Source organism: Streptomyces sp. NBC_01716 (assembly GCF_036248275.1).
GTDB lineage: Bacteria > Actinomycetota > Actinomycetes > Streptomycetales > Streptomycetaceae > Streptomyces.
Genome location: NZ_CP109181.1, coordinates 444,524 through 470,291, shown reverse-complemented (window position 1 = coordinate 470,291; position 25,768 = coordinate 444,524). Strand labels below are relative to the sequence as shown.

Annotated in this window: 22 protein-coding genes; 19 read left to right on the top strand and 3 right to left on the bottom strand. The window is 71.4% G+C overall.

Annotated features, from left to right (window positions below; all coding sequences use genetic code 11):
- Window positions 1–67: 67 nt before the first annotated feature.
- From OIE74_RS02090 to OIE74_RS02000, 19 genes are all read left to right on the top strand, one after another.
- Window positions 68–1,168 (top strand): LacI family DNA-binding transcriptional regulator, encoded by a 1,101-nt coding sequence (locus OIE74_RS02090; RefSeq protein ID WP_329377754.1) that lies wholly within the window; start codon window positions 68–70, stop codon window positions 1,166–1,168.
- Between the two features lie 77 nt (window positions 1,169–1,245).
- Entirely contained in the window at window positions 1,246–2,859 is a 1,614-nt protein-coding gene (locus tag OIE74_RS02085; protein WP_329377752.1) for an FAD-dependent oxidoreductase, read from the top strand.
- A gap of 109 nt (window positions 2,860–2,968) precedes the next feature.
- A complete protein-coding gene (locus OIE74_RS02080; RefSeq protein ID WP_329377750.1) occupies window positions 2,969–5,098 on the top strand; it encodes a hydantoinase/oxoprolinase family protein in 2,130 nt (709 codons plus the stop codon).
- Window positions 5,095–5,715 (top strand): hypothetical protein, encoded by a 621-nt coding sequence (locus tag OIE74_RS02075; RefSeq protein WP_329377749.1) that lies wholly within the window; start codon window positions 5,095–5,097, stop codon window positions 5,713–5,715. The genes OIE74_RS02080 and OIE74_RS02075 overlap by 4 nt, the downstream gene beginning before the upstream one ends.
- Before the next feature lie 4 nt (window positions 5,716–5,719).
- Complete coding sequence (locus tag OIE74_RS02070) at window positions 5,720–7,000, top strand: transporter (protein WP_329377747.1); 1,281 nt, start codon at window positions 5,720–5,722, stop codon at window positions 6,998–7,000.
- A 28-nt stretch (window positions 7,001–7,028) separates the two neighbouring features.
- Window positions 7,029–8,111, top strand: a complete 1,083-nt coding sequence (locus OIE74_RS02065; RefSeq protein WP_329377745.1) for a hypothetical protein — start codon at window positions 7,029–7,031, stop codon at window positions 8,109–8,111.
- 118 nt (window positions 8,112–8,229) lie between these two features.
- Window positions 8,230–9,528 (top strand): alpha/beta fold hydrolase, encoded by a 1,299-nt coding sequence (locus OIE74_RS02060; protein WP_329377743.1) that lies wholly within the window; start codon window positions 8,230–8,232, stop codon window positions 9,526–9,528.
- Window positions 9,529–9,696: 168 nt separating this feature from the next.
- Window positions 9,697–10,818 (top strand): PP2C family protein-serine/threonine phosphatase, encoded by a 1,122-nt coding sequence (locus tag OIE74_RS02055; RefSeq protein WP_329377741.1) that lies wholly within the window; start codon window positions 9,697–9,699, stop codon window positions 10,816–10,818.
- 104 nt (window positions 10,819–10,922) lie between these two features.
- On the top strand, window positions 10,923–11,903 hold the full coding sequence (locus OIE74_RS02050; RefSeq protein ID WP_329377739.1) for an NADPH:quinone oxidoreductase family protein: 981 nt from the start codon (window positions 10,923–10,925) through the stop codon (window positions 11,901–11,903).
- Window positions 11,900–13,111 (top strand): acyl-CoA dehydrogenase family protein, encoded by a 1,212-nt coding sequence (locus tag OIE74_RS02045; protein WP_329377737.1) that lies wholly within the window; start codon window positions 11,900–11,902, stop codon window positions 13,109–13,111. The genes OIE74_RS02050 and OIE74_RS02045 overlap by 4 nt, the downstream gene beginning before the upstream one ends.
- Entirely contained in the window at window positions 13,108–14,241 is a 1,134-nt protein-coding gene (locus tag OIE74_RS02040) for an acyl-CoA dehydrogenase family protein (RefSeq protein ID WP_329377734.1), read from the top strand. Before OIE74_RS02045 ends, OIE74_RS02040 begins: the two co-directional genes overlap by 4 nt.
- A gap of 111 nt (window positions 14,242–14,352) precedes the next feature.
- Entirely contained in the window at window positions 14,353–15,948 is a 1,596-nt protein-coding gene (locus OIE74_RS02035; RefSeq protein WP_329377732.1) for an ABC transporter substrate-binding protein, read from the top strand.
- Between the two features lie 23 nt (window positions 15,949–15,971).
- Window positions 15,972–16,937 carry an ABC transporter permease gene (locus OIE74_RS02030; protein WP_329377731.1) on the top strand — a complete coding sequence of 322 codons (966 nt, stop codon included), beginning with the start codon at window positions 15,972–15,974 and terminating at the stop codon, window positions 16,935–16,937.
- Window positions 16,930–17,832 (top strand): ABC transporter permease, encoded by a 903-nt coding sequence (locus tag OIE74_RS02025; protein WP_329377729.1) that lies wholly within the window; start codon window positions 16,930–16,932, stop codon window positions 17,830–17,832. The genes OIE74_RS02030 and OIE74_RS02025 overlap by 8 nt, the downstream gene beginning before the upstream one ends.
- 68 nt (window positions 17,833–17,900) lie before the next feature.
- The gene (locus OIE74_RS02020) at window positions 17,901–18,827 is read left to right on the top strand and encodes an ABC transporter ATP-binding protein (RefSeq protein ID WP_329392139.1); all 927 of its coding nucleotides are present in this window, start codon (window positions 17,901–17,903) and stop codon (window positions 18,825–18,827) included.
- On the top strand, window positions 18,820–19,482 hold the full coding sequence (locus OIE74_RS02015) for an ABC transporter ATP-binding protein (RefSeq protein WP_329377727.1): 663 nt from the start codon (window positions 18,820–18,822) through the stop codon (window positions 19,480–19,482). Before OIE74_RS02020 ends, OIE74_RS02015 begins: the two co-directional genes overlap by 8 nt.
- A 158-nt stretch (window positions 19,483–19,640) precedes the next feature.
- The gene (locus OIE74_RS02010; RefSeq protein WP_329377725.1) at window positions 19,641–20,498 is read left to right on the top strand and encodes a phosphatidylinositol-specific phospholipase C/glycerophosphodiester phosphodiesterase family protein; all 858 of its coding nucleotides are present in this window, start codon (window positions 19,641–19,643) and stop codon (window positions 20,496–20,498) included.
- Window positions 20,499–20,642: 144 nt separating this feature from the next.
- Entirely contained in the window at window positions 20,643–20,837 is a 195-nt protein-coding gene (locus OIE74_RS02005; RefSeq protein ID WP_329377723.1) for a hypothetical protein, read from the top strand.
- Between the two features lie 76 nt (window positions 20,838–20,913).
- Window positions 20,914–21,750, top strand: coding sequence for an SGNH/GDSL hydrolase family protein (locus OIE74_RS02000; protein WP_329377721.1), 837 nt, complete (start codon window positions 20,914–20,916; stop codon window positions 21,748–21,750).
- Between the two features lie 73 nt (window positions 21,751–21,823).
- Here OIE74_RS02000 and OIE74_RS01995 read toward each other — a convergent pair whose 3' ends face one another.
- The 3 genes from OIE74_RS01995 to OIE74_RS01985 are packed head-to-tail and all read right to left on the bottom strand — an operon-like array spanning window position 21,824 to window position 25,768.
- Entirely contained in the window at window positions 21,824–23,728 is a 1,905-nt protein-coding gene (locus OIE74_RS01995) for an ABC transporter ATP-binding protein (RefSeq protein ID WP_329377719.1), read from the bottom strand.
- Between the two features lie 46 nt (window positions 23,729–23,774).
- Window positions 23,775–24,959 (bottom strand): glycosyltransferase, encoded by a 1,185-nt coding sequence (locus tag OIE74_RS01990; protein WP_329377717.1) that lies wholly within the window; start codon window positions 24,957–24,959, stop codon window positions 23,775–23,777.
- Window positions 24,956–25,768, bottom strand: a complete 813-nt coding sequence (locus tag OIE74_RS01985) for an alpha/beta fold hydrolase (RefSeq protein WP_329377715.1) — start codon at window positions 25,766–25,768, stop codon at window positions 24,956–24,958. Before OIE74_RS01985 ends, OIE74_RS01990 begins: the two co-directional genes overlap by 4 nt.

Here is a 25,768-nt window from a genome sequence, read left to right as displayed (position 1 = left end):
GCCCCGGAGGTCCACAGTACTCGTCAATGCGCATTACTAATACGCATTAACGATCCGGAGGAACACGGTGGAGGAACCCAGGAAGCGGGCCCGGCCGGGCCGGACCCCCGCACCCCCGGGCCGTACGGCGCGCCCCCGCCAGGCCGAGGTCGCCAGGCTCGCCGGGGTCTCACAGGCCACGGTCTCGCTGGTGCTCGGGGCCCGGAAGCAGGGCGCGACGATCTCCGAGGAGACCCGGCGCAAGGTGCTCGACGCCGTACGGATCCTCGGCTACGTCCCCGACCCGGCGGCCAGCCGGCTCGCCGCGGCCAGGAACAATCTGCTCGGGGTCTTCAGCTTCACGTCCACCTTCCCGACCGACGTGCAGCACTCGTACTACCCGTTCCTTGTCGGCGTCGAGCAGGAAGCCGCCGCACGCGGCTACGACCTGGTGCTCTTCACCGGCTCCAGCACCGGCGGCGCGGGGGCCGCCGGACCGCAGGCGCTCAACCGGGTACGGCTCGCCGACGGCTGTCTCTTCCTCGGCCGCCACGCGCCGGCCGACGAGCTGCTGCGCCTGGTGGACGACGGCTTCCCCGTCGTCCACCTCGGCCGCAGGGACGAGCTGGAGGGTCTGGCGTGGGTCGGCGCCGACTACGTCAGCGCCAGCAAGGAGGTCGTCACGCATCTCGCCGGGCTCGGCCACCGGCGGATCGTGCTGGTCCGGGAGGACGACGAGGCAGCCGCCTCCACCGATCGTGAGCACGGCTTCCTCAAGGGTCTGGAGGAGGCCGGGCTGCCCGGCGGTCCGGCCGCCGTGTTCCGCTCCGCCGACCCGGAGCACGACCTCACCGCCGAACGGCTGCGCGCCTGGCTCGACGACGGCGTCACCGCGTTCGTCGCCGAGGAGACCGACACCGGGGACGCCTGGCGCGCGCTGCACGGCGCCGCGCACTTCGTGGGCATCGACTGCCCGCGCGACGCGTCGCTCGCGCTGCTCGGCAGCCCGCCGCCGGACCTGTCCGACGGGCCGACGCCCACCGGATTCGACATCCCCCGGCCGCAGTTGGGCGCCGCCGCCGTGCGGATGCTCGCCGCGCTGGTGGCGGGGGAGCAGGCCACGGAACCGCTGGTGGCCTGTGCCTTCCGGCCCGGTACGACGGCGGGCCCGCCACCCGCCCAGCTCTGAACCCGACCGGGCGCCCAGCGCGCCGACCCCCCCCGCACACCAAGTACCAAGCAACACAATGCACTTCAAGGAGATCCGTGATATCCGCACCCGACATCCTCATCGTGGGCTCCGGGCTCGGCGGCGTGGCCGCCGCCCTCGCCGCCTGCCGTGCCGGACGCACGGTCGTCCTCACCGAGGAGACGGACTGGATCGGCGGCCAGCTCACCTCCCAGGCCGTCCCGCCGGACGAGCACCCGTGGGTCGAGCAGTTCGGCACCACCGCCTCGTACCGCAGACTGCGCGAGTCCATCAGGGACCACTACCGCGAGTGGTACCCGCTGCGCTCCGAGGCGCTGGCGCTCACCGATCTCAACCCCGGCGCCGGCCGGGTCAGCAAGCTCTGCCACGAGCCGCGCGTCGCCCTCGCCGTCCTTGACGCCATGCTCGCGCCGCACCGCTCGTCGGGCCGGCTCACGCTGCTGACCGAACACCGCCCCGTCGCCGCCGACGCGGGCGACGACGACACCGTACGGTCGGTCACGCTCACCGACCTGCGGGACGGCAGCCGCCGTACGATCAGAGCCCGTTACGTCATCGACGCGACCGAGACCGGCGAACTCCTCGAACTGGCCGGCGTGGAGCACGCGATCGGCGCCGAGGCGAGGAGCGAGTTCGACGAGCCGCACGCCCCCGAGGAGGCCCAGCCCCTCAACCAGCAGGGCATCACCGTGTGTTTCGCGCTCTCCCACCACGAGGGCGAGGACCACACCATCGAGCGCCCGGCCGACTACGACTTCTGGCGCACGTACCAGCCGGACTTCTGGCCCGGACCGCTGCTCGGTTTCCTCGCGCCCGACCCCCGCACGCTGGAGGCCGTACCGCGCACCTTCGTGCCCAACCCGGACCTCGACCCGCTCGACGTCACCGCCGACCAGTCGGCCGACGCCGGCGACAAGGAACTGTTCGGCTTCCGCCGGATCCTCGCCCGCAAGCTGCACCGGCCCGGCGCGTTCGACTCCGACATCACGCTCGTCAACTGGCCCCTGAACGACTACTGGCTGAAGCCCCTGATCGGCGCCGGCGAGGAGACGTCGGCCGCCGCGCTCGCCGAGGCGCGCCAGCTCTCGCTGTCGGTCCTGTACTGGCTCCAGACCGAGGCGCCCCGCGCCGACGGCGGCACGGGATTCCCCGGCCTGCGCCCGCGTCCCGACATCACCGGCACGCCCGACGGGCTCGCCAAGGCGCCGTACGTACGCGAGTCACGCCGTATCAAGGCCGTCACCACCGTCACCGAGCACGACGTCGCGATCGACATCGTCGGCCCCCACGGCGGCACCCGCTACCGGGACTCCGTCGGCGTCGGCAACTACCGCATCGACCTGCACCCCTCAACCGGCGGCGACAACTACATCGACATCGGCTCCGTGCCCTTCGAGATCCCCCTCGGCGCACTCGTACCGCGCCGGGTCCGCAATCTGCTGCCCGCCGGAAAGAACATCGGCACCACCCACATCACCAACGGCTGCTACCGGCTCCACCCGGTGGAATGGAACATCGGCGAGGTCGCGGGCGCGCTGGCCGCACACTGCGTCGCCGAGGGCGTCGAACCGCACCAGGTCCAGGCCGAGGACAAGCGGTTCGACCGATTCGCCCGGCTGCTCGACCGCGAGGGAGTGCAGCGCCACTGGCCCGACGTACGCGGCTACTGACGACACCCGGCGACACGGGGACGGAACAGCCGGGCAGGAGCAGCTCCACCTGCCCCGCCCGGCCTACCGCCCGCGCCATGCCAACTGTGCACAAGGAGGTGCCCAAGCCATGAACACCCACCGCATCCGCGTCGGCATCGACGTGGGCGGAACCTTCACCGACGCCGTGGCCGTAGACGCCACGACCCTGGAACTCCTGGGGCAGGTGAAGGTACCCACCAGCCACCATCACCAGGACGGCGTCGCCCACGGCATCGTGGAAGCTCTCGACCGTCTGCTGGAGCAGACCGGACACGCCCCGAAGGACGTGGCCTTCCTGGCCCACGGCACCACACAGGCTACCAACGCCCTGCTGGAGGGCGACGTCGCCACAGTCGGTCTGATCGGTCTCGGCACCGGTCCGAGCGCCGGGTTCACCCGCAGGCTCGCCGCCTTCCGGAAGCTCGAACTCACCCCGGGCAAGCGGCTTCCGCTCGCCTACGCCCATGTCGCCGACCCGGACGACGGGCCCGCCGTGCGCGCCGCCGTCGAGGCGGTCGTCCAGGAGGGCGCCCAAGTCGTCGTCGCCAGCCAGCCGTTCAGCGTCGACCGCCCCGAGGGCGAGGACACGGTCGTCGCCGTGGCCAGGGAGCGCGGACTGCCGACGACCGCCGCGCACGAGATCACCTCGCTGTACGGGCTCCACAAGCGGACCAGGACCGCCGTCGTGAACGCCGCGATCCTGCCGCGCATGCTCGCCACCGCCGACCTGGTCGACGCGTCCATCACCAAGGCGGGTGTGAACGCGCCGCTGATGGTGATGCGCTGCGACGGGGGAGTGATGTCGCTGGACGAGATGCGGCGCAGGCCGCTGCTCACCGTGCTGTCAGGACCGGCGGCGGGCGTCGCGGGCGCGCTCATGCAGGAGCGCGTCAGCGAGGGCCTGTTCCTGGAGACCGGCGGCACGTCCACCGACATCAGCGTCGTACGGCGGGGCAAGGTCGCCGTCCGGCACGCCACCATCCTCGGCAAGGCGTCGTACCTGTCGGCGCTCGACGTCAGGACCGTCGGCGTCGGCGGCGGCTCCATGGTCCGTATCGGCGGTGGCAAGGTCACCGGCGCCGGGCCGCGCAGCGCGCACATCGCGGGGCTGCCGTACGCCTGCTTCGCGACCCTCGACGACCTGCGGGACGCGAAGGTCACCACGATCCGGCCGATGGAGGACGACCCGGCCGACTACGCGGTCCTCGACGCCGCCGGCGGACGCTTCGCGATCACCATGACCTGCGCGGCCAACGCGCTGGGCCGGGTCCCCGAAGGCGACTTCGCGCACTGCGACCCGGCCGTGGCGAACGCCGCGGTGGCCCCCCTGGCCGCCGCGCTCGGCACGGACGTCGCCACGGCGGCGGCCCGGGTCCTGGACGCGGGCACCGACCAGGTGAAGTCCGTGGTCGACGCGATGATCCGGGACTACCGCCTGGACAAGGACACCGCCGTGCTCGTCGGCGGTGGTGGCGGCGCGGCTTCCGTCACCCCGCACCTCGCGGCCGTCACCGGCCAGGAGGGCAGGATCGCCCGCCACAACGAGGTCATCAGCCCCATCGGCGTCGCCCTCGCCCTCATCCGTGAGCAGGTCGAACGGATCATCCCCGGCGCCGGCCAGGAACAGATCCTCGCCGTACGGGCCGAGGCCGAAGCCGCGGTCGTCGCCCAGGGCGCGGCGGCGGACGGCGTCGAGGTGGAGGTCACCGTCGACCCGCAGACCAGCACGGTGCGGGCCGTCGCGACCGGCGCCACGGAGCTGCGTACGCAGGACCGCGCCCACCGGGCGGACGACACCGACCGGCTGCGCGCCGCCGCCGACAGCCTCAAGACCGACCCTGCGTCGGTGCGTGTGCTCGCGGGCACCCCCGCGCACACCGTGTACGGCACCGACGTGCACCGCCGCTTCCGCGCGGACCGCCACCCGGTACGCGTCGTGGACGCCGACGGGGTCGTACGCCTCCACGCACCGGACGCCCGCGTCGAGACCACCACCGTCGGCCGGGCGCCCGAAGTACTCGCCGGGCTGGTGCGGGAGACCACCTCGTACGGCGACGGCGGTGTCCGCGCCCCCGCCCTGCGGCTGCTCATCGGCTCCCGGATAGCCGACCTCTCCGGTGTGCTCGACCCGCAGCCGCTGCTCGCACTCGCCCGCAGCGAACTGCGGGCACGCGCCGCCGACGAGCCGGTCATCGCCGTCCTGGAGGTGCGCTCATGACGGCAGCCCTGCTCGACCGCGCCACGCTCGCGGAGATCGGAGCACTCGAAGCGACGGACGACATCGAGTTCGGCGTCCGGCTGCTCGCGAACACCCCCACGCACGAGAGCCGCGACCACGACCGCTTGCGCCAATGGGCCCGTACCGCCGACGAGTTCGGCGCCTCGCTCGCCCATGTCGCCCCCACGGCACGGGTCGTGGAGAGCGGCGACGGCCTGGCGAAGGGCCTCCTCGCCCGCTACACCTCCCGGCCGGTCCCGACCGTCGAGCTGTTCACCGACACCCTGGCCCTCGCCGAGGAGTTGATCGACCGGCTCGGCTGGCGCCACTGGTATCCGGCCGGGTCGGTACGGGAAGCGGCGATCGCCCACGAGGCCGTGCACGAACAGCTCCACCACGGGCCGGCGAAGAGCGCCCTGAAGCAGTCACTCGGCCACGTCGTGCTGCGCGCGGGACGTCACCGCCTGTACGGCCATGTCGCGGGCGCCGACGAGATCGCCGCCCACGCCTACGCCCGCACGGTCTGCGGTCTCGGCCGCAGCCCGCTCCTGCTGACGGCCGCCCTGGCCACCGTGGCCGACCCGCAGCAAGGCTCCCCGCACGGAAGAGAGAAGTAACGCCATGGGCGTCGTCATCCTTCTTGTCATGGCGGTCGGTGTCGCCGCGATGCTCACGCGCAGGCTTCCCACCGCCTTCGCCCTCACCATCCTGGCCATTGTCATCGCCTTCCTCGCGGGCGCCCCGCTGACCGGCGAGAACAGCGTCCTGGACACGGTGATCCAGGAGGGCGCACCGGCTCTCGCGGCCACGATGATCGCGATCCTGCTGGGCTCCTGGCTCGGCAAGCTCCTCGACGAGACCGGTATCGCCGGCACCCTCGTCCGTAAGATCGTCGAGTTCGGCGGCGACCGGCCGGTCGTGGTCGCCCTCGGTGTCCTCGCCGTCTCCACCCTGGTCGGTACGGTCACGGGCTCGGCCCCCGCCGCGATGCTCGCCGGCATCATCGGCATCCCCGCCATGATCGCCGTCGGCATCCCCAAGGTCACCGCGGCCGGCACGATCCTGATGGGCATCGCCGCCGGTATGCCCTTCGAGCTGCCCATCTGGCAGTTCTTCTCCACCGCGCTCGAACTGCCCGTGGACACCGTGCGCGGCTTCATGCTCAAGCTGTTCCCGTTCGCGCTGGCCGCCGCGATCCTCTTCGTCCTCATCGAGACGCGGCGACGCGGCGTCGAACACGCCTGGTCGCTCAAGTCCGCGTCCGCGAAGCCCGCTTCGCGCCGTAAGCAGCTCGGCGACGCTCCGTGGTACGCGCTGCTCACCCCGCTCGTTCCGCTGGTCCTCGCCCTCGGCCTCGACGTGGCGATCCTGCCGTCGATGCTGGCCGGTGTCCTCTACGCGCTGGTCACCACCACCCGGCCGGGCGAGATGAACAAGCGGCTGCTGCGCACCCTGTACGGCGGCTTCGAGATCGCGGCGGCGCCGATCGTACTGTTCATCGCGATCGGCATCCTGCTCGCCGCAGTGAAGCTGCCCGGCGCCGTGGAGGCGCTGGAGCCTCTGATCAAGGCGGTCAGCCCGCAGAACCCGGTGCTGTTCGTCGTGGTCTTCACCCTGCTCGTACCGCTCTGCCTCTACCGGGGGCCGCTGAACGTCTTCGGTCTCGGCGCGGGCATCGCCGGTGTCCTCATCGCCGCCGGCATCTACCCGGCTGTCGCGGTGCTCGGCATCGCCACCTCGTACAACCAGGTCTTCGGTGTGTCGGACCCGACAAGCACCCAGACCGTGTGGAGCGCTCAGTACGCGGGGGTCACACCGCAGCAGGTGATGCTGCGGACCCTCCCGTACGTCTGGGCTGTCGCCCTCGGCGGATTCTGCGTCACCGCCGCCACGTATCTGTGATCTCTCAACTCCCCTGGAGGAGCACGACATGACACAGCACGACAGCAACGAGCAAGTGAGCGAGTCGTACCAGCCGGAGAACCCCGGCCGGCGGATTTTCCTGCGCGCGGCGGCGGCGACCGCGGCCGTGGCATCCGGCGTGGTCGCCACCGGTGCGGCGGCGGGCGGTGCCGCAGCGGCATCCACCGCCTCCACCGCCCCCGCCCTGGCGGCGGCGCCCGGCGGATTTCCGGACTACAAGTATCTGAAGACGCTTCTGAAGCCGTCTCAGCTCAAGTACAACCCCACCGGGGAGATCATCTTCCCGTGCATCCGCGGCGTCTACGACAAGCTGGCGAACCCGCTGGGCCGTTACTACCTCTACTACGGCCCGCACGACGCGCCCGGCGGTATCTGCCTGGCCTACGGCGACTCACTGGAGGGGCCGTTCACCGAGTACACCGCGAACCCGATCGTCTCCAACAACTGGCAGCCGCACTACAAGGTCAGCCATGTCGCGTCCCCGCACGTCCTGTGGCGGGAGGACCTCAAGGAGCTGTGGCTCTACTTCCACGGTGAGAACGGCACCACCCGCCTCGCCCGTTCCAAGAACGGCATCACCTTCACGTACGACAAGGTGGTGCTCACCAAGGACATGATGCCCGCGGGCACCAACGAGACCTCGTACGCCCGCGTCTTCCAGCACGAACTGCCCTCGCGCGGCGCGCACTACGTGATGCTCTTCATGCTCAACAACCAGTCCAACCGCCGGGACATCGGCTGGGGTTGGTCGGCGGACGGCCGCAACTGGACGTTCGCCCAGACGCCGCTCATCCGCCACTCCGACGTCGGGGTGAACAACATCTCAGGCCCGCACCTGCTGAGCCGGAACGGCAGCTCGTACGTCGTGTACCACACCGACAAGGAGCACGGCGGCAATCTGCTGATCACCGAGGTCGGCAACGACTTCAGCCGCCGCAACCATCTCGGTCTCTTCTACGACTCGGCCAACACCGCCCCGGACAGCGGACGCAGTGCCGCCCCGAGCTTCGGGACCGACCGGGGTGTGCCCTACATGGTCTACGAGGCGGGTGAGCGGCTCCAGGGTTCGATCGCGGTGGCACGCGGCTGACCCACCGCCGCCGGACGGGCCGCTCCACGGGCCCGTCCGGCGTGCCGGCACCGGGCCGTCGTACCGTCTGGGGAGGACCGGCCGAGGTGACCGGACCCGCACCGAACCAGGAGCACCCTTGACCAGTTACCGACAGCCCGGCGTCGTCCTCACGGACCACCGTTTCTCCGTCCCGCTCGACCACGAGAACCCGTCGGGGGAGCGGATCGAGCTGTACGGGCGCGAGGCCGTCGCCGCGTCCAAAGTCGACGCCGACCTGCCCTGGCTGGTCTATCTGGAAGGCGGCCCCGGATTCGGCGCCCGCCGTTTCATCGGCAAGCAGGCCTGGCTCGGCCGGGCCCTCGAAGAGTTCCGGGTGCTCCACCTCGACCAGCGCGGCACCGGGTTCTCCACCCCCCTCAACCGGCAGACCCTCCCGGCGCTCGGCGGCCCGGAGCAACAGGCCGACCATCTCGCCCTCTTCAGGTCCGACAACATCGTGCGCGACTGCGAGGTGATCCGCCCGCAGCTGACCGGCGGCGCCCCCTGGACCGTGCTCGGCCAGAGCTTCGGCGGCTTCTGCGCCGTCCGCTATCTCTCCACCGCGCCCGAGGGCCTGCGCACCGTACTGATCACCGGCGGTCTGCCCTCGCTCGACGCGGGGCCCGACGACGTCTATCGCGCCGCCTACCCGCGCATCGAACGCAAGGTCGCCGCGCACTACGCCCGCTATCCGCAGGACGTCGAGCGGGCCCGCCGGATCGTCGCCCATATCGCCGAGCACCGTCCCGTCCTGCCGAACGGCTACACGCTGACTCCCGAGGCGTTCCAGTCGCTCGGCATCCTCCTCGGCACCGGCGACGGCACCCACCTGCTGCACCAGTTGCTGGACAACGCGTTCGTGAGGACAGCGGCCGGGCACGAACTGTCCGACGCCTTCCAGGAGAAGGTGGCCGCCGAGCTCTCCTTCGCCGGGCACCCCCTGTACGCGCTGGTCCACGAGGCGATCTACGCCCAGGACGACCGCCCCACCGCCTGGTCGGCCGAGCGGGTCCGCGCGGAGTTCCCCCGCTTCGACGCGGAGCGGACACTCGCCGGGGACACCCCGCTGCTCTTCACCGGCGAGACGATCCACCCCTGGCACTTCACCAGCGACCCCGCGCTGCGCCCGCTGCGCGAGACCGCCGAACTGCTGGCCGCGCGCACGGACTGGCCCGCGCTGTACGACGCAGGCCGACTGGCCGCCAACGAGGTCCCGGTCGCCGCCGCCGTCTACCACGACGACATGTACGTCGACACCGGCCACGCGCTGGAGACGGCGCGCGCCGTCCGGGGGCTGCGCACCTGGGTCACCGACGAGTACGAGCACGACGGCGTCCGGGTCTCGGGCCCACGGGTGCTCGACCGGCTGCTCGGCCTGGCGCGCGGAGAGATCTGACGCGCGGGGAGATCTGACGCGCGCTTCGGCGGCCGGCCGGCGGTGCCGTTCGAGGTCTTCGGCCGCTGACACGGCTTCGCCGGGGCCGCGCGAGTGCCTTCTTCCCGTGACTTCCTGTGATGTGGTGGCTGAACGGAGAGACGGGCTCGGCAGACAAGGACCGGTGTCATGGACGAGGGGCTGTCACGGATCCAGCGGATCCAGCGGTACCACTGGCTGCCCCCGCTGCTCCTGATCGGGGCCGTCGTCCTCGAACTGATCACCCCCAGGGTCGTCAGCGGCGCCGCGCTCATCGGTGTCGCGGCCACGGCGGCGGCCATCACCAGCACGTTCCGCTACACACTGCTCGTCGTGGTCGTCGCCATCGCGGTCACCGCGATCTCCGCGCTCCAGGCCAGCCATGGCTTCGTGGCCGAGTTCGTGCAGCTCCTGGAGGTGCTGATCGCCTCCGCCTTCGCGCTGGCGCTGCGCCGCATGCTCGACAAACAGAGCGCGCAGTTCTCGGTGGTCAGATCCACCTCGGAGATACTTCAGCGGGCACTGCTGCCACCGCTTCCCAAGATCGTCGGCCCGATCACGGTCGCGTGCCGATACGAGGCGGCGTACACCGAGGCCCGGATCGGGGGTGATCTCTACGCCGTCGAGGAAACCCCCTTCGGCCTGAGACTGCTCATCGCTGATGTGCGCGGCAAGGGCCTGGGCGCGGTCTCCGCCGTCTCTGTCATCGTGGGCGCGTTCCGTGAACGCGCCGAGTCCGAGGCCGATCTGGTAGGGCTGGCCGATCGGCTCGACCGTGCCGTCGCCCGGTCCGTCGAGGAACACTCGGACCCTCTCTCGGCGGACGCCGCCGAGTCGTTCGCCACCGCCCTCCTGGTCGAGATCAACCGGCGCGGCACCATCCTTCGGCTGGTGAACTGCGGTCATCCCCCTCCGTATCTCCTGAGGAACGGTGAGCTGGTCCCCCTCGACACCGGCGAGGCGTCGCCGCCCCTGGGGATGCGGGATCTCGCTCCCGGTGTCGGCGGTGGGATCCATTCGTACGAGTTCCCCCTCGGTGCGACCCTGCTCTGCGTCACGGACGGAGTGACGGAGGCGAGGAACGAGACCGGGACCTTCTACGACCCGTGCAGTGAACTGAAGCAGCCCCCCGACCGTGACCCGGAGCGGTTGATCGGCGCCCTGTTCAGCTCGATCGGCCGGTGGACGAAGGGCGAACGCGACGACGACATGGCGGTGGTCGCCGTCGCGCGCCAAGGCGCCGAGGTGACGGAGGCGGCGGGCAAGGGGTGAGGCGCCGGGGGGGGTGTGGTGCTCGCAGGGCTGTTCCCAGCGGGCAAGCGACCGCTTAGTATGCGGATGAGCGCGTACCGACCCTCATCTGTGGAGGCCCCCGCATGCAGGCATGGCGAGTGCACCGGAACGGCGAGCCGGGCGAGGTGATGCGCCTGGACGAGGTGGATCCACCGGCACCGGGGGACGGGCAGCTCCTGCTGAAGGTCCTGGCCGCCGACATCAACTTCCCGGACGCCCTGCTCTGCCGGGGCCAGTACCAGGTCCGCCCGCCGCTGCCCTTCACGCCCGGTGTCGAGGTCTGCGCCGAGACCGGGGACGGGCGGCGCGTCATCGCGACCCCGGCCCTGCCCCACGGCGGACTCGCCGAGTACGTCGTCGCCGACGAGTCGGCCGTACTTCCCGCGCCCGGCGCCCTCGACGACGCCGAGGCGGCGGCCCTGCACATCGCCTACCAGACGGGGTGGTTCGGGCTGCACCGCAGAGCGCACCTCCAGGCGGGCGAGACGCTGCTCGTGCACGCCGCCGCCGGAGGTGTCGGCAGCGCGGCCGTCCAGCTCGGCAAGGCCGCGGGCGCCACCGTCATCGGTGTCGTGGGCGGTGAGGAAAAGGCCCGTGTGGCACGGGAGTTGGGCTGCGACCAGGTCATCGACCGGCGCACCGAGGACATCGTCGCGACCGTCAAGGAACTCACCGGCGGGCGCGGCGCGGACGTCGTGTACGACCCCGTGGGCGGCGACGCGTACGCCCAGTCCGCCAAGTGCGTCGCCTTCGAGGGCCGCATCCTTGTCATCGGCTTCGCGAGCGGCGCGATCCCGAGCCCCGCGCTCAACCACGCGCTCGTGAAGAACTACTCGATCCTCGGTCTGCACTGGGGCCTCTACAGGCAGAAGGACCCCGCCGCGATCCTCCGCTGTCACCAGGAGCTGACCGAACTCGCCGCCAAGGGCGTCGTCAAGCCGCTCATCAGCGAGCGCGTCCCGATGGCGGAGGCCGCGTCAGCCGTCCAGCGTGTCGCCGACGGCACGACCACCGGCCGCCTCGTCGTACTCCCCGGCATCGGATCGGGGGCGGGCGAGCGATGAACGCGATCGACGCGGCCGAACTGCGCCGCCGTACAAGGGACTTGCTCGCCGCTCACCCGCCGGCCGACACGGAACCGGCCGACTTCCTGAAGGCCCGCTTCGACGCCGGGCTCGCCTGGGTGCACTTCCCGGCCGGTCTCGGCGGACTCGACGCCCCCCGTTCTCTCCAGTCGGTCGTCGACGCCGAACTGGCCGCGTCGGGCGCGCCCGACAACGACCCGCGCCGGATCGGTATCGGCCTGGGGATGGCCGCGCCGACCATCCTCGGGTTCGGCACCGACGAGCAGAAGCGCCGGTTCCTGCGGCCCCTGTGGGTCGGTGACGAAGTCTGGTGCCAGCTCTTCAGCGAGCCGGGCGCCGGGTCCGACCTCGCCGCGCTCGGCACCCGCGCCGTACGCGAGGGCGGCAGCGGTGCGAACGGTGAAGGCGGTGACTGGATCGTCAACGGGCAGAAGGTGTGGACCTCCAGCGCCCATCTCGCGCGCTGGGCCATCCTCATAGCGCGGACCGATCCCGCCCTGCCGAAGCACCGGGGCATCACCTACTTCATCTGCGACATGACCGCTCCCGGCGTCGACGTCCGGCCGCTGCGCCAGATAACCGGCGAGGCCGAGTTCAACGAGGTCTTCCTCACCGACGTCCGGATCCCCGACGCCCACCGGCTCGGCGCGGTCGGCGACGGCTGGAAGGTCGCCCGGACCACGCTGATGAACGAACGCGTCTCGATCGGCGGCGCCCGGCTCCCGCGCGAGGGCGGCATGATCGGCCCGGTCTCCCGGACCTGGCGTGAACGCCCCGAACTGCGTACCCATCAGCTGCACCAGCGTCTTCTCGCGCTCTGGGTGGAAGCCGAGGTGGCCCGTCTCACCGGCGAACGGCTGCGCCAGCAGCTCGCCGTGGGCCGGCCAGGCCCCGAAGGCTCGGGCCTCAAGCTCTCCTTCGCCCGGCTCAACCAGGAGATCAGCGGGCTCGAAGTCGAACTCCTCGGTGACGAGGGCCTGTTGTACGACGACTGGACGATGCGCCGCCCGGAACTCGTCGACTTCACCGGCCGCGAGGCCGGCTACCGCTATCTGCGCTCGAAGGGCAACTCCATCGAGGGCGGCACGAGTGAGGTACTGCTCAACATCGTCGCCGAACGCGTCCTCGGCCTGCCCGCCGAGCCGCGCGACGACAAGGACGTCGCTTGGAAGGACCTCGCCCGATGAGCACCCTGGATGACGCGCCCGACCTGCTGTACTCCGAGACGGAGGACGACCTGCGCGCCGCCGTACGGTCGCTGCTCACCGGTCGCGGTGACATCCCCGCCGCGCTCGACCGCGCCGAGTCCGGCGCCCCGTACGACACCGCGCTCTGGACGTCGCTCGCCGCCGGGATCGGCGCGGCCGGGCTACTCGTCCCGGAGCCGCTCGGTGGCCAGGGCGCGAGCCACCGCGAGGCGGCGGTGGTGCTGGAGGAGCTGGGCCGGGCGGTCACGCCCGCGCCGTACCTGACCAGTTCGGTGATCGCGACCCACACGCTGCTCGGCTGCGGCACCGGTGACGGCGGGGCCGTCGCCAAGCTGCTCAGCGCGCTGGCCGAAGGCCGTACGGTCGCCGTTCTCGCCGTCCCGCTCTCCACCGGACCGGACGCCCCGCTTCCCGACACGGCGCCGGGGGCCGCGATCAGAGCCGTCGCCGACGCCGCGATCGCCGACGTCCTGCTCGTCATCGGCCACGACGGGCTGTACGCGGTCGAGACGGCGGCACCCGGCGTCACCGTCCGCGCGCAGACCCCGCTCGACCTCACGCGTCCGCTCTCGACCGTCACCGTGGACGCCGCCGCGCTCACCGCGGGGACCCGGCTCGCCGACGCGGGCACGGCGGAGGCGGCTGTACGCAGCGGACTGCTGACCGGTGCGGGACTGCTCGCGTCCGAGCAACTCGGCCTCGCCGAATGGTGCTTGGAGGAGACCGTGCGGCACACCCGCGAACGGCACCAGTTCAACCGACCCGTGGGCTCGTTCCAGGCCCTCAAGCACCGGATGGCCCAGCTCTGGCTGGAGGTCGTCTCGGCCCGCGCCGCCGCCCGCAACGCCGCGGACGCGCTGGCCACCGACAGCTCAGGCGTACCGCTCGCCGTGGCGGTCGCCCAGGCCTACTGCGGCCGGGTCGCCGTCCACGCGGCCGAGGAGTGTGTCCAGCTCCACGGCGGCATCGGCATGACCTGGGAGCACCCCGCGCATCTGTATCTCAAGCGGGCCAAGTCCGCCGAGATCGCGCTGGGTTCGACCGGATCGCACCGCGAGAGGCTCGCGGTGCTGACCGCTCTGCCGGCTCCCGGAAGGCCGACCGCGTAGCGCTGTTCATCGGTTCGACCCTCACACCACCTGGACACGCACCCCTTTACATACTGTTTAATTGCGAGTCGTTCGCAATAACGGTTGATCTTCAGTAGGGGTGTGGAATCCATGACGGCCCGTTCCATACGTGGCACGGTCGCGGCGGCGCTGGCCGGCTCGCTGGCCTTCACCGCCGTGGCCTGCTCGAACCCGGACAGCGGCTCCGGCGACGGCGGGGACCAGGAGTCCGCCGTCGTGGGGATCGCCTACGAGCCGGACAGCCTCAGCCCGTTGCTCGGCTACGGCAAGGACGGCAACTCCAAGATCTTCGACGGACTCCTGAGCGTCGGCCGCGACATGAATCTGAAGCCCGCCCTCGCCTCCGCGCTCCCCGAGGTCGCCGTGGACGGCATGACCTACACCTACCGGCTGCGCGACGACGTGAAGTTCAGCGACGGCAAGTCCTTCAGCGCGGCGGATGTCGTCTTCACCTACCGGACCATCCTGGACGCGAAGACCAACAACCCGTCCAAGACCGAGCTGGCGGCCGTCAAGGACGTCACGGCCAAGGGCGAGAGCACCGTCGTCTTCACCCTGAAGTACCCCTACGCGCCCTTCGCCCAGCGGACCGTGCTCCCCATCGCGCCGGAGCATGTGGCGGGCAAGCAGGACGTCAACTCGGGCCCGTTCACCAGCAAGCCCGTGGGCACGGGGCCGTATCTCCTCACCAACTGGTCCAAGGGCGAGAAGATCAGCTTCAAGGCCAATCCGGAGTACTGGGGCGGCGAGCCCAGGGTGAAGAAGTTCACCATGGCGATCATCAAGGACGACGACGTACGCGCCACCCGGCTCCGGGCCGGTGACCTCGACGGCGCGATCCTGCCGCCCAATCTCGCCAAGGGCTTCAAGAACGACAAGGGGAAGCGGACGTACGCGGCCACGACGTACGACTACCGCACCGTCACCCTGCCGACCCACAACAAGGTCACGGGCGACACCGCTGTACGCCGCGCGCTCGACGTCGCCGTCGACCGCGAAACCATGGTCGACAAGATCCTCGACGGTGCGGGCAAGGCCGCCTACGGTCCCGTCCCCACCGACAGCGAGTGGTTCACCCGGGGCACCGAGCGCCCGCACGACCTCGCGGGGGCCAAGCGCGTACTCGACGAGGCGGGCTGGCGGACCGGCCCCGACGGCATCCGTACGAAGGACGGCGTACGCGCGAGCTTCCCGCTCTGGTATCTCACCGGCGACAAGCTCCGCCAGGACCATGCCCTCGCCTACGCGTCCGACGCCAAGAAGGCCGGCATCGACATCAAGACCCAGGCCGGTACGTGGGAGGTCATCGAGCCGCGGATGAAGGCGGACGCCGTCCTCGCGGGCGGCGGGGCGCCCGGCGACCCGGACTTCGACCAGTTCAGCCTCCTCAGCTCCGGCCTCGCCGGGGACGGCTTCAACAACATGGCCTGGTACGACAATCCGGCCGTCGACAAGGCCCTGGACACCGGTCGCGAGAGCGGCGAGAAGCCCGCGCGGAAGGCCGCGTACGACACAGTCCAGCGTGAACTCATGAAGGACCCCGGCTACACCTTCCTGACCCATATCGACCACATCTATGTCGTGGACGACACCTGGGGCACCCTCACCACCCAGGTCGAACCGCACGACCACGGCCTCGCGTCCGGCCCCTGGTGGAACGTCGAGCAGTGGGCCCGCACGCCGTGAGCCGCCGCCTCCCGTGGGGGGCGATGGCCCGGATGACGGGGCGGCGGCTGCTGTTCGCCGCCCCGGTCCTGCTGGTCGTCACCTTCGGCGTCTTCGCCGTCGCCGCCGCCTCCCCGTTCGATCCAGTCAAGGCGTACGCCGGCACCGCCGGTCTCACCGCCTCGCAGGAGACCCTCGACCAACTGCGCGCCAACCTCGGTGTGGACCAGGCACTCGTCCCGCGCTGGTGGGAGTGGCTGACGTCGGCCGTCACCGGCGACCTCGGCGACTCCAGTGTCATGCGCCGGCCCGTCGCCGAGGTGATCACCGAACGCCTCGGCTGGTCCGTGCTCCTGGCCACCACCGCGTTCCTCGTCGCGATCCTGCTCGGTACGGCGCTGGGCGTGGCCGCCGCCCGCCGCCCCGGCGGCCTCCTGGACCGCTGCGTCAGCACGGCCGCGTACACCCTCGAAGCCGCGCCGGTGTTCTGGCTCGGGCTGCTCGCCATCTGGTTCTTCGCGCTGCGGCTCGACGTCCTGCCGGCCGGTGGTCTCACCGACTCGGGGAGCGACCTCGTCACCTTCGGCCAGGTCGCCTCGCATCTGGTGCTGCCCGCGGCCGTTCTCGGTGTCTCGCAGATGCCCTGGTTCTACCTCTACGTACGGCAGGGGGTCGCGGACGCGCTGGCGGAGGATCCCGTACGCGGGGCGCGCGCCAGAGGACTGGGCGAGCGGACCGTGCTGCTCGGGCACGCCTGGCGGTCCGGGATGCTGCCGATGCTCACCCTCATCGGCTCGCGCGTCCCCGAACTCATCACCGGCGCGCTCCTGATCGAGACGGTCTTCAGCTGGCCGGGGATCGCGGCCGCCACCGTCGAGGCGGCGACCTCCGTGGACTTCCCGCTGCTGGCGGCGCTCACCGTGCTCGCCACGGCGGCCGTACTCCTCGGCAATCTCCTCTCCGACCTGCTGTACGGACTCGCCGACCCGAGGGTGGGCTTCGATGGCTGACACCGAGCAGTCGCCCGCACCGAAGGCAGCGGGCGATGTGCGCTGGCGCTCACGCGGACGCAGCCGGCGCTCGACCCGGACGGTCCGTGCCGTCACCTCGGCCGTCATCGTCGCCGCCGTGGCGCTGGCAGTCCTGGTCGTCCCGCCGGTCGTCCAACTCGACCAGCAGGCGGTCGATCTCGCGCTCAAACTTCAACCACCTTCCCTCGCCCACCCGTTCGGCACCGATGACGTCGGCCGCGATCTGCTCCTGCGCTGTGTGTACGGGCTCCGCGTCTCGCTCCTCGTCGGACTGGTCGCCGCCCTCGTGGCCACCGTCATCGGCACGGCCGTGGGCGCCGCCGCCGCGGCCTTCGGCGGCTGGACCGACCGGATCGTCATGCGGCTCGTCGACACCTTCTCGTCGGTGCCGCATCTGCTCCTCGGCATCTTCATCGTCGCGATGTTCCGGCCCGGCGTCTGGCCGGTGATCGTGTCGGTCGCGCTGACGCACTGGCTCTCCACCGCCCGGATCGTCCGCTCCGAGGTCCTGTCGCTGCGCTCGCGCCCGTACGTGGACGCAGCGGTCTCCGGCGGCTCGTCGCGGTGGCGGATCACGGTGCGCCATCTGCTGCCGGGGGTTCTGCCGCAGGCGGGGCTCGCCGCCGTACTGATGGTGCCGCACGCCATGTGGCACGAGTCGGCGCTCTCCTTCCTCGGTCTCGGCCTGCCCAGCCACCAGGCGAGTCTCGGCAATCTGGTGCAGACGGCGCGCGGTTCGCTGCTCGCGGGCGACTGGTGGCCGACGCTGTTCCCCGGGCTGTTCCTGATCGTCCCCACGCTCGCCATCGCCGGGCTCGCCGGGGTGTGGCGGGAACGGATCAATCCGCGCCGCCGATCGGAGCTGATGCTGTGACCACGCCCGAGTCCTCGCCGGTCACCCCGCCCGTGCTGTCGGTACGCGGCCTGGGCGTCCGCTTCCGGATGCGCGGCGGACGGCACATCGCGGCCGTCACCGATGCCACCTTCGACCTGGCCGCGGGGGAGTGCCTGGCGCTCGTCGGCGAGAGCGGCTGCGGCAAGTCGGTGCTGGCGTCGGCGCTGCTCGGGCTGCTGCCGGGCAACGCCCGGACCACCGGGTCCGCCTTGTTGGCGGCGCGTGGGGCGGCCGGGACTGTCGACCTGCTCGCCGCCGACGAGCGCACCCTGGCCCGCACCGTACGGGGCCGGCGCGTCGGTCTCGTACCGCAGAGCCCGGCGGCGCACCTCACTCCCGTACGTACCGTGCGCTCCCAACTGGCGGAGGTGGTACGTGAGTTGACGGGAGCCAGGGGAGCGGCGCTCGCGAAGGCGGTCGAGGCGGCGGCCGAACGCGCGGCCTACCCCGCCGGCCATCTCGACCGCTATCCGCACGAACTCTCCGGCGGTCTCGCGCAGCGCGCCGCGACCGCCCTCGCGCTGATCGGAGACGCCCCGCTGCTGCTGGCCGACGAACCGACCACCGGACTCGACCGCGAGCTGGTCGACCGCACGGCCGACGAACTGCGACGCCACACCGACGACGGCCGCGCCCTGCTGATGATCACCCATGATCTGGCGGCGGCCCAGCGGATCGCTGACCGGGTCGCCGTCATGTACGCGGGCCGCATCGTCGAACTCGCCGACGCGGGAGGCTTCTTCGGCGGCGGCCCACGCCACCCGTACGCGCGCGGACTCCTGGACGCCCTGCCCGAGCGGGGGTTCAGGGCCATCCCCGGGATGCCGCCCGAGCTGGGTGACCTCCCCGACGGCTGCGCCTTCGCCGCCCGCTGCCCGCGCGCCACCGGCAGCTGCGCCACGCCGCCCGCCCTGACACCGGGGCCCGGCTCGTCCGTCGCCTGCCATCACGCCGAGGAGCGCGTCGATGCTTGAACTCCTCGATATCACCGCCGGTTACGAGCGTGGCGCCCCCGTCTTCAAGGGCGCGTCCGTCACCGTGTCCCCCGGCGAGTCGGTGGGGCTCCTCGGCCCCAGCGGCTGCGGCAAGTCCACCCTCGCCCGGGTCGCGGCGCTGCTGCACCGGCCCGACGCGGGGACCGTCACCATCGACGGCGAACGCGCCACCGGCTGGCGTCACCGCGCCACGAAGGCGCAGCGCACGGCGATCGGGGTGGTCTTCCAGCAGCCCCGGCTGGCGGCCGACCCGCGGCTCCGGCTGAGTGATCTGATCGCCGAGCCGCTGCGCGCCAACGGCCGGCGCGACGAAGTGGCGGGCCGCGTGGGCGAGTTGGCGCGGACCGTCGGTCTCACGGACGACCTGCTCGGCCGCAGGCCGCACGAGGTCAGCGACGGCCAGCTCCAACGCGCCTGTCTCGCACGCGCGTTGGTGCTGCGCCCGCGCTGGCTGGTCTGCGACGAGATGACCGCGATGCTCGACGCCTCGACCACGGCAGCGCTGGTGACGGTGGTCGAGGAGTACCGGCACGCGGAGGGCGCCGGACTGCTGGCCGTGGGCCACGACCGGGTACTGCTGGAGCGCTGGTGCGACCGTACCGTGCGCTGGCCGGAGATCGCCGGGACCGTCTGAATCACAGCCGTCGGGTGGCCGAACTCTTCGTGAGCCCCTGCCCTTTGAGGCAGGTCGCGGCGGATACTCGGCTTGGTCCTGTCCGGTCGATCTTACCGGGCCCGCGATGATCGAACGGAGAGGGCCTCGTCCCCGCCCCACAGATCTCGGAGGCATCCATGGCCCTCACGACCCGACGCAGAGCGGTGACCACCTTCGCCGCCGCGTTCGCCGGAGCAGTCGCCGTCCCCTCGTACGCGCAGGCGGCGGGGCACGGCAACGGCCCCCGGCCGCTGCGCCGCGCCCACGCGCACAACGACTATCTGCACGAACGCCCCCTCCACGACGCGCTGTCGCACGGCTTCACCAGCGTCGAGGCCGATGTCTTCCTGGTCGACGGCGAACTGCTGGTCGCCCACGAGCCCGAGACGCTCGACCCCACCCGTACGCTCCGCTCGCTCTACCTCGACCCGCTGCGCGACCGCGTCAGGGCCAACGGCGGCGCCGTGTACCGGGGTTACCGCCGACCCGTGCAGCTGCTCATCGACATCAAGACGGACGGCGCCGCCGCCTATCTGGAGCTGCACAACCAACTGCGCCCCTACCGCTCCATGCTGAGCACCTTCTCGCACGGAGGGGTACGGTCCGGAGCCGTCACCCCGGTCATCTCCGGCGACCGCGCCGCCCGCGTCCCGATGGAGGCGCAGCGGACCCGTTACGCCTTCTACGACGGCCGGCTCGAAGACCTCGGCAGCACGGCGCGCGCCTCGTTCATCCCGCTCATCAGCAGCAACTGGACAACGAGCTTCACCTGGCTCGGAATCGGCGCCTTCCCCGCCGCCGAACGGACCGAACTGCACCGCATCGTCCAGACCGCCCACCGCCGTGGCCAGCGCGTCCGGTTCTGGGCGACTCCCGAGGTCGCCGGGCCCGCCCGCGACGCCGTCTGGACGGAGCTGCTCGACGCGGGCGTCGACCACATCAACACCGACGACCTCGCGGGCCTGGAGACCTTCCTCGCCAAGAACGACCGGTAGGCCGGGCGGCCGTTCCCCGGCCGGCCGACGAGTCAACCGGTAGTCAACCCGTACGGCCTACACGCCAGTTGCTCGAACAGCCCCTCCGCTCCGCCAGACTGACGGCCGAATGCCGCAATTCCGGCGCGGCGGAGGAGGTTGGCGATGGCCATTTCGATCTCACTGGTGCTACTGCTGCTGGTGCTCACCGTTCTCTTCGTCCGCAACAGCGGACTCAAGCTGGGGCACGCGATCATCTGCGTACTGCTCGGCTTCTTCCTCGCGGGCACCAGCATGGCACCGACCATCCAGGACGGTATCGACTCCACCGCGAACGTGGTGAGCAGTCTCCAGCCGTAGTCCATGAATTGCCATCAGATATTTTATGGACCGGTATACCGCAGGGCATCAAGTGGTGCTATTTATATAGGAGTCCATGACCCCACTCATCGGAGAAACTTTCGTGCGCTCAAAAAGACCACTCATCGCCGCTGTTCTGGCAATGGTCGTAGCCGCGACGGTCGCCCCCACAGCGACCGCGGCACCGAAGGCGGACGGCAAGTACGTGGCCATCGGCGACTCCTACGCGGTCGCCCCCGGTACGCGTACCTACGACAATCCCGACGACCCGTGCCGGCGCGGTCCGCTGACCTACCCCCGGCTCTGGGCCGCCCAGCACCCCTCCGTCGGTTTCGTCGAGGCCTCGTGCTCCGGCGCGACGACGACCGACGTCGTCAGCACCCAGATACCGCAGCTGACCGCGGACACCACCCTGGTGACGGTGCAGGTCGGAGGCAACGACGTCGGTTTCGTCGATGTCCTGACGAACTGCATCCTCACCATCGACGACCAGGACTGCATCAACGGCGTCGAGCTCGCCAAGCAGGCCGCCACCGGTGCGCTGTCCCCCGCGCTCGCCCAGACCTACGGCGCGGTGCGGGCCGCCGCGCCGTCGGCCAAGGTCGTCGTCGTGGGCTACCCGCGCCTCTACAAGATCGGCGGTTCCTGCGGGATCTTCGGTCTGAGCGACGCGGAGCGTTCGGCCATGAATTCAGCGGCCGACGTACTGAACGACATCATGGCGAGCCGCGCGGCGGAGGCCGGATTCACCTTCCTGGACCCCCGTCCCGCGTTTGACCCGCATACCCTCTGCTCGGGTGGCACGGAATGGGTCACGAGCCTGGAATGGGACAAGATCAATGAGTCCTACCACCCGAATGTGGAAGGCCACAGGGACGGTTATCTGGCAGCCCTGAATTCCATTACGGGCTGACGGACCACATTCATCGAAAAACTGAGACCGGGTGGGGGCATTCCGCGAACGAGCGGAATGCCCCCATCGCTTTTCACCGGTTCACCGGCACCGGCTCCCCGGTGGGCCCGCCGATACCGGCCCTGCTCTCTTCGCCGTCTCCGCTGGCTTCGTCGCCGACCAGCATCTGGGAGGCGGCCAGTTCGCGGTACAGCACGTCGCCCTCGACCAGTTCCCGGTGCGTCCCCGTGCCCCGAACCCGGCCGTGTTCCAGCACCACGATCTGATCCGCCTGCGTCACCGTGGAGAGCCGGTGCGCGATCAGCAGCACGGTGCAGCGCCGCGCCGCCTGCTCGACCGCCTCGCGCAGCGCCCGCTCGTTGTTCGCGTCGAGCTGCGCCGTCGCCTCGTCGAGCAGCAGCACCTCGGGACCACGCAGCAGGGCGCGCGCGATGGCGAGCCGCTGCCGCTCACCGCCCGACAGCGCGAGCCCCCGTGTGCCGACCTCCGTACGGAGTCCGTCCGGCAGCCGCTCGATCAGCGAGTCGAGCCGCGTCAGCCGCAGGACCTCGGCGACCTCCTCGTCCGACACGTCCGACGCCGCGTACGTGAGGTTGTCCTCGATCGTGCCCGCCATGACGGGCGACTCCTGCTCGACATAGGCGATCCGGCGCCGCACCTCGGCGCGGGGCAGGGTGGCGATGTCCACGCCGCCGATCAGGACGCGGCCGGCCACCGGCTCGTAGAACCGCTGGAGCAGCGCGAACATCGTGGTCTTTCCCGCACCCGAGAGACCCACCAGGGCGCTCTGCGTGCCGCCGCGCACCGTGAAGGAGATCCCCCGCAGCGCGGGGGACCGGTCCGGGTACGCGAAGTGCACATCCCGGAACTCGACCGCCGGTGCGTCCGTCCCGTCCCAACGGCCCCTGCCCGCAAACCCATTGACCCCAGCGCCCGCGCCGTCGACGTCGTCCTCGATCGGCATCCGTCCGACCTGCTCGATACGCCCCACGGCGCCGAGCCCCTGCTGGAGCATCCCCAGCCCCGCGACCAGCGAGCCGATCGGGCTCGCCAGGTAGAACACGTACAGCAGGAAAGCGATCAGCGCCGACGCCTCAAGACCGCCCGAGGCGACCAGCGCGCCGCCCATCCCGAGCACCGCGAGGAACGCGGCCTGGATGGAGACGCCGGACAGCACCTTCACCATCGCCACGTACCGGGCGCCGACCAGCCCCGCGCGGTAGGCGCCGTCGACGGCCTGGCACGCGAGGGCCGTCTCCCGGCCCTCGGCACCGTTGGCCTTCACCGTCCTGGCCGCGCCCAGCGCCCGGTCGAGGGCAGCGCCGACGGAGCCGATCGACTCCTGCGAGCGGGCGACCGCCTCACGGATCCGGGGCAGGATGAGCACCATCACCAGCGTGACGCCGAGCAGCACCGCCACGGTCACCGCGAGCAGTCCCAGATGCACCAGCCCCATCAGGACCACGGCCCCCAGGATGCTGAGCACCCCGTTGGCGACCATCACCAGGCCCTCGGTTGCCGCGTTCTGGACGAGGGTGCTGTCGGACGTGACGCGGGAGATGAGATCGCCCGGCGCCCGGCGGTCGAGTTCCGGCACCCGAAGGCGGATCAGCCGGAACACCAGATCCCGCCGGATCTGCCGCACCACCCGCTCCGAGGTGCGCTGCTGCCACCACGACTGGAGTCCGGTGAGCACGGCCCCCACGACGACGAGGGCGGCCAGGAGCAGTACGGGTCCCATGACGCCCGTGCCGTCACCGAGCCCGTCCAGCACATGCTGCGCCACCAGCGGCTGTACGAGACCGGCCCCGCTCGCCGCCAGGAGCAGCAGCAGCGAGGCGAACAGGACGAGACGGTGCGGCCTGGCGTAATCGAGCAGGACGCGCAGCGGAGCCGTATCCGGCCGGTCGTCGGTCGCGCGTGATGCAGCGGGTGGTGGTGCGGTGCGGGGGTTGGGGGGAGCGTCAGCCGAAGTCATGGGGGGTCCCGTGGTAGCGGTCGGGGAGAGGTCAGCGAAGTGGGGGTCAGCCGGACGCGGGGACGGGGGCATGCCGTGCCGCGATCCGTTCCAGATGGTCGGCGGCGGCGGACCGGCCGCCGGCCGCGTGCAGCGACCGGCCGATGGACTCGGCGGCCGTGCGATGGCCGCCCGTGTCGTCCAGCACGGTCTCGATCGCCGCCCCGAGCCGGGCGGCGTCCACGCGGCGGAACCGGACCCGCACACCGGCACCGGCGTCGACCACCTGTCCCGCGACGATGGGCTGATCGTCCCGGATCGGCGCGAGCACCAGCGGAAGGCCGTGCCACAGTGACTCGCACACCGTGTTGTGGCCGGCGTGGCAGACGACGGCGTCGGCCCGTGCCAGCAGGTCGAGTTGGGGCACATGCGGGCGCACGATCACCCCGGGCGGTACGGCGCCGAGGGTGCGGCCGGGATCGACCACGACCCCCTGCACCCGGTCGCCGAGCGCGTCGAGCGCGGTCACCGCCTCGGTGAGGAAGCGGCCTCCGGTGTCCGCGTTGGCCGTGCCGAGCGAGACCAGGACCAACCGGCGTGCCGGGTCCAGGAGTTCCCACGGAAAGTCCGAACTCCCGGCCCGCGACGCCACGGCGGGGCCGACCAGATGGACGTTCTCGCTCGGCAGCGCCTTGTCGCCGACCAACTCACGCCCCGTGAAGGCGATCACACCGTGCCGCGAGAAACGCGGATCGCCGTGCCCGCACGGATCACCGATCCGCGCCCGCAGACCACCGAGCAGGTCGGCCAGCCAGGCGCCCACCTTGGGCAACTCCGCCAGTGGGTCGACGAGTTCGGCCGAGGTGCTCGCGGACGTGACATGCACGACCCCGCGCCGCTCGGCGACCAGCGCGCCCGCGACGGCGTGCTGATCGGTGAACACGGCGTCGGGACGGAACGCGTCGATCGCCGCGTCGACACCCGGCGCCATCAGATCGGCGAGCGGGACGAAGAACTTCTCCCACAGGTGCTGGAAGGCGGCCGGCCCCGCCAGACCGGGCGGGCGGCTCAGCCCGTTGTCCGGCATGGCGCACTCGAACACCCGGGCCTCGGGCCCCGCGAGCGCGCGGATCTGGTCGCCGTAGCCGGCCCACGCCACCTCATGGCCCCGGCCGGTCAGTTCGCCGGCGACAGCGGCCGGCGGGTTGGTGTGCCCGACCAGTGGGGGGACGACAAGGAGAAACCGGGTCACCGCACCGCCTCTGCCAGAGTGTGCTCCCACACCCAGCGCAGGATCAGGTCCTGCGTCTCCTCGGTGCGCTCGACCAGCACCGAATGGCCCTGGTCCGCGAGGACCACCGTGCGGCACGAGGCCAGCGAGGCTTCCAGTCCGGGCACTTGGGCGCTCAGCCCCGACTCGTCGCCGAAGATCGCGAACAGCGGGCAGCCGTCGAGCGCGTCGAGGCTGTCGTCGATGACACGACCGGCCGGAATGTCCTCGGCCAGGGTGGTCGCGGCCAGGATGCGGCTCGCCCCCCGGGAGAGCCGGGCCGTGTGCGCGCCGTGGTTCGCCGAGATCCAGCCGATGACCTCCTCGCGGGCGAGCTGGTTCTTGGCGTCCGCCAGCCCGTCGGCCATGTGCCGGGTCCACTCGGCGACCGGAGGCTCGGACTCGATCATGGTGACGGTCGCGACCCGGTCGGGGTGCCAGGCGGCGAAAGCGGTCGCGATCGTGCCTCCGAAGGAGTTGCCGACCACATGGACCCGGCGGGTCTCGCCGAGCGCGTCGAGCACGCCCACGAGATCGCCGACGAACGATTCGAGGCGGTACCCCGTGGGCGGGCGGTCGCTGCGGCCGTGTCCCCGCAGGTCGTACATGATCACGTCGATGCCCGCGGCCGCGAACGCCGGGCCCAGGGTGAAGTAGTAGCTGGCCAGGCTGTCCGTGAGCAGACCGTGGACGAACACCACGACCGGCGGTTCGCCCCCGTCGGCGGGCGGGTTCGCCGCGGGCAGCCGCTGGACATGGGTCGTGATCTCCCCGGTGCGTATCTTCGCCAT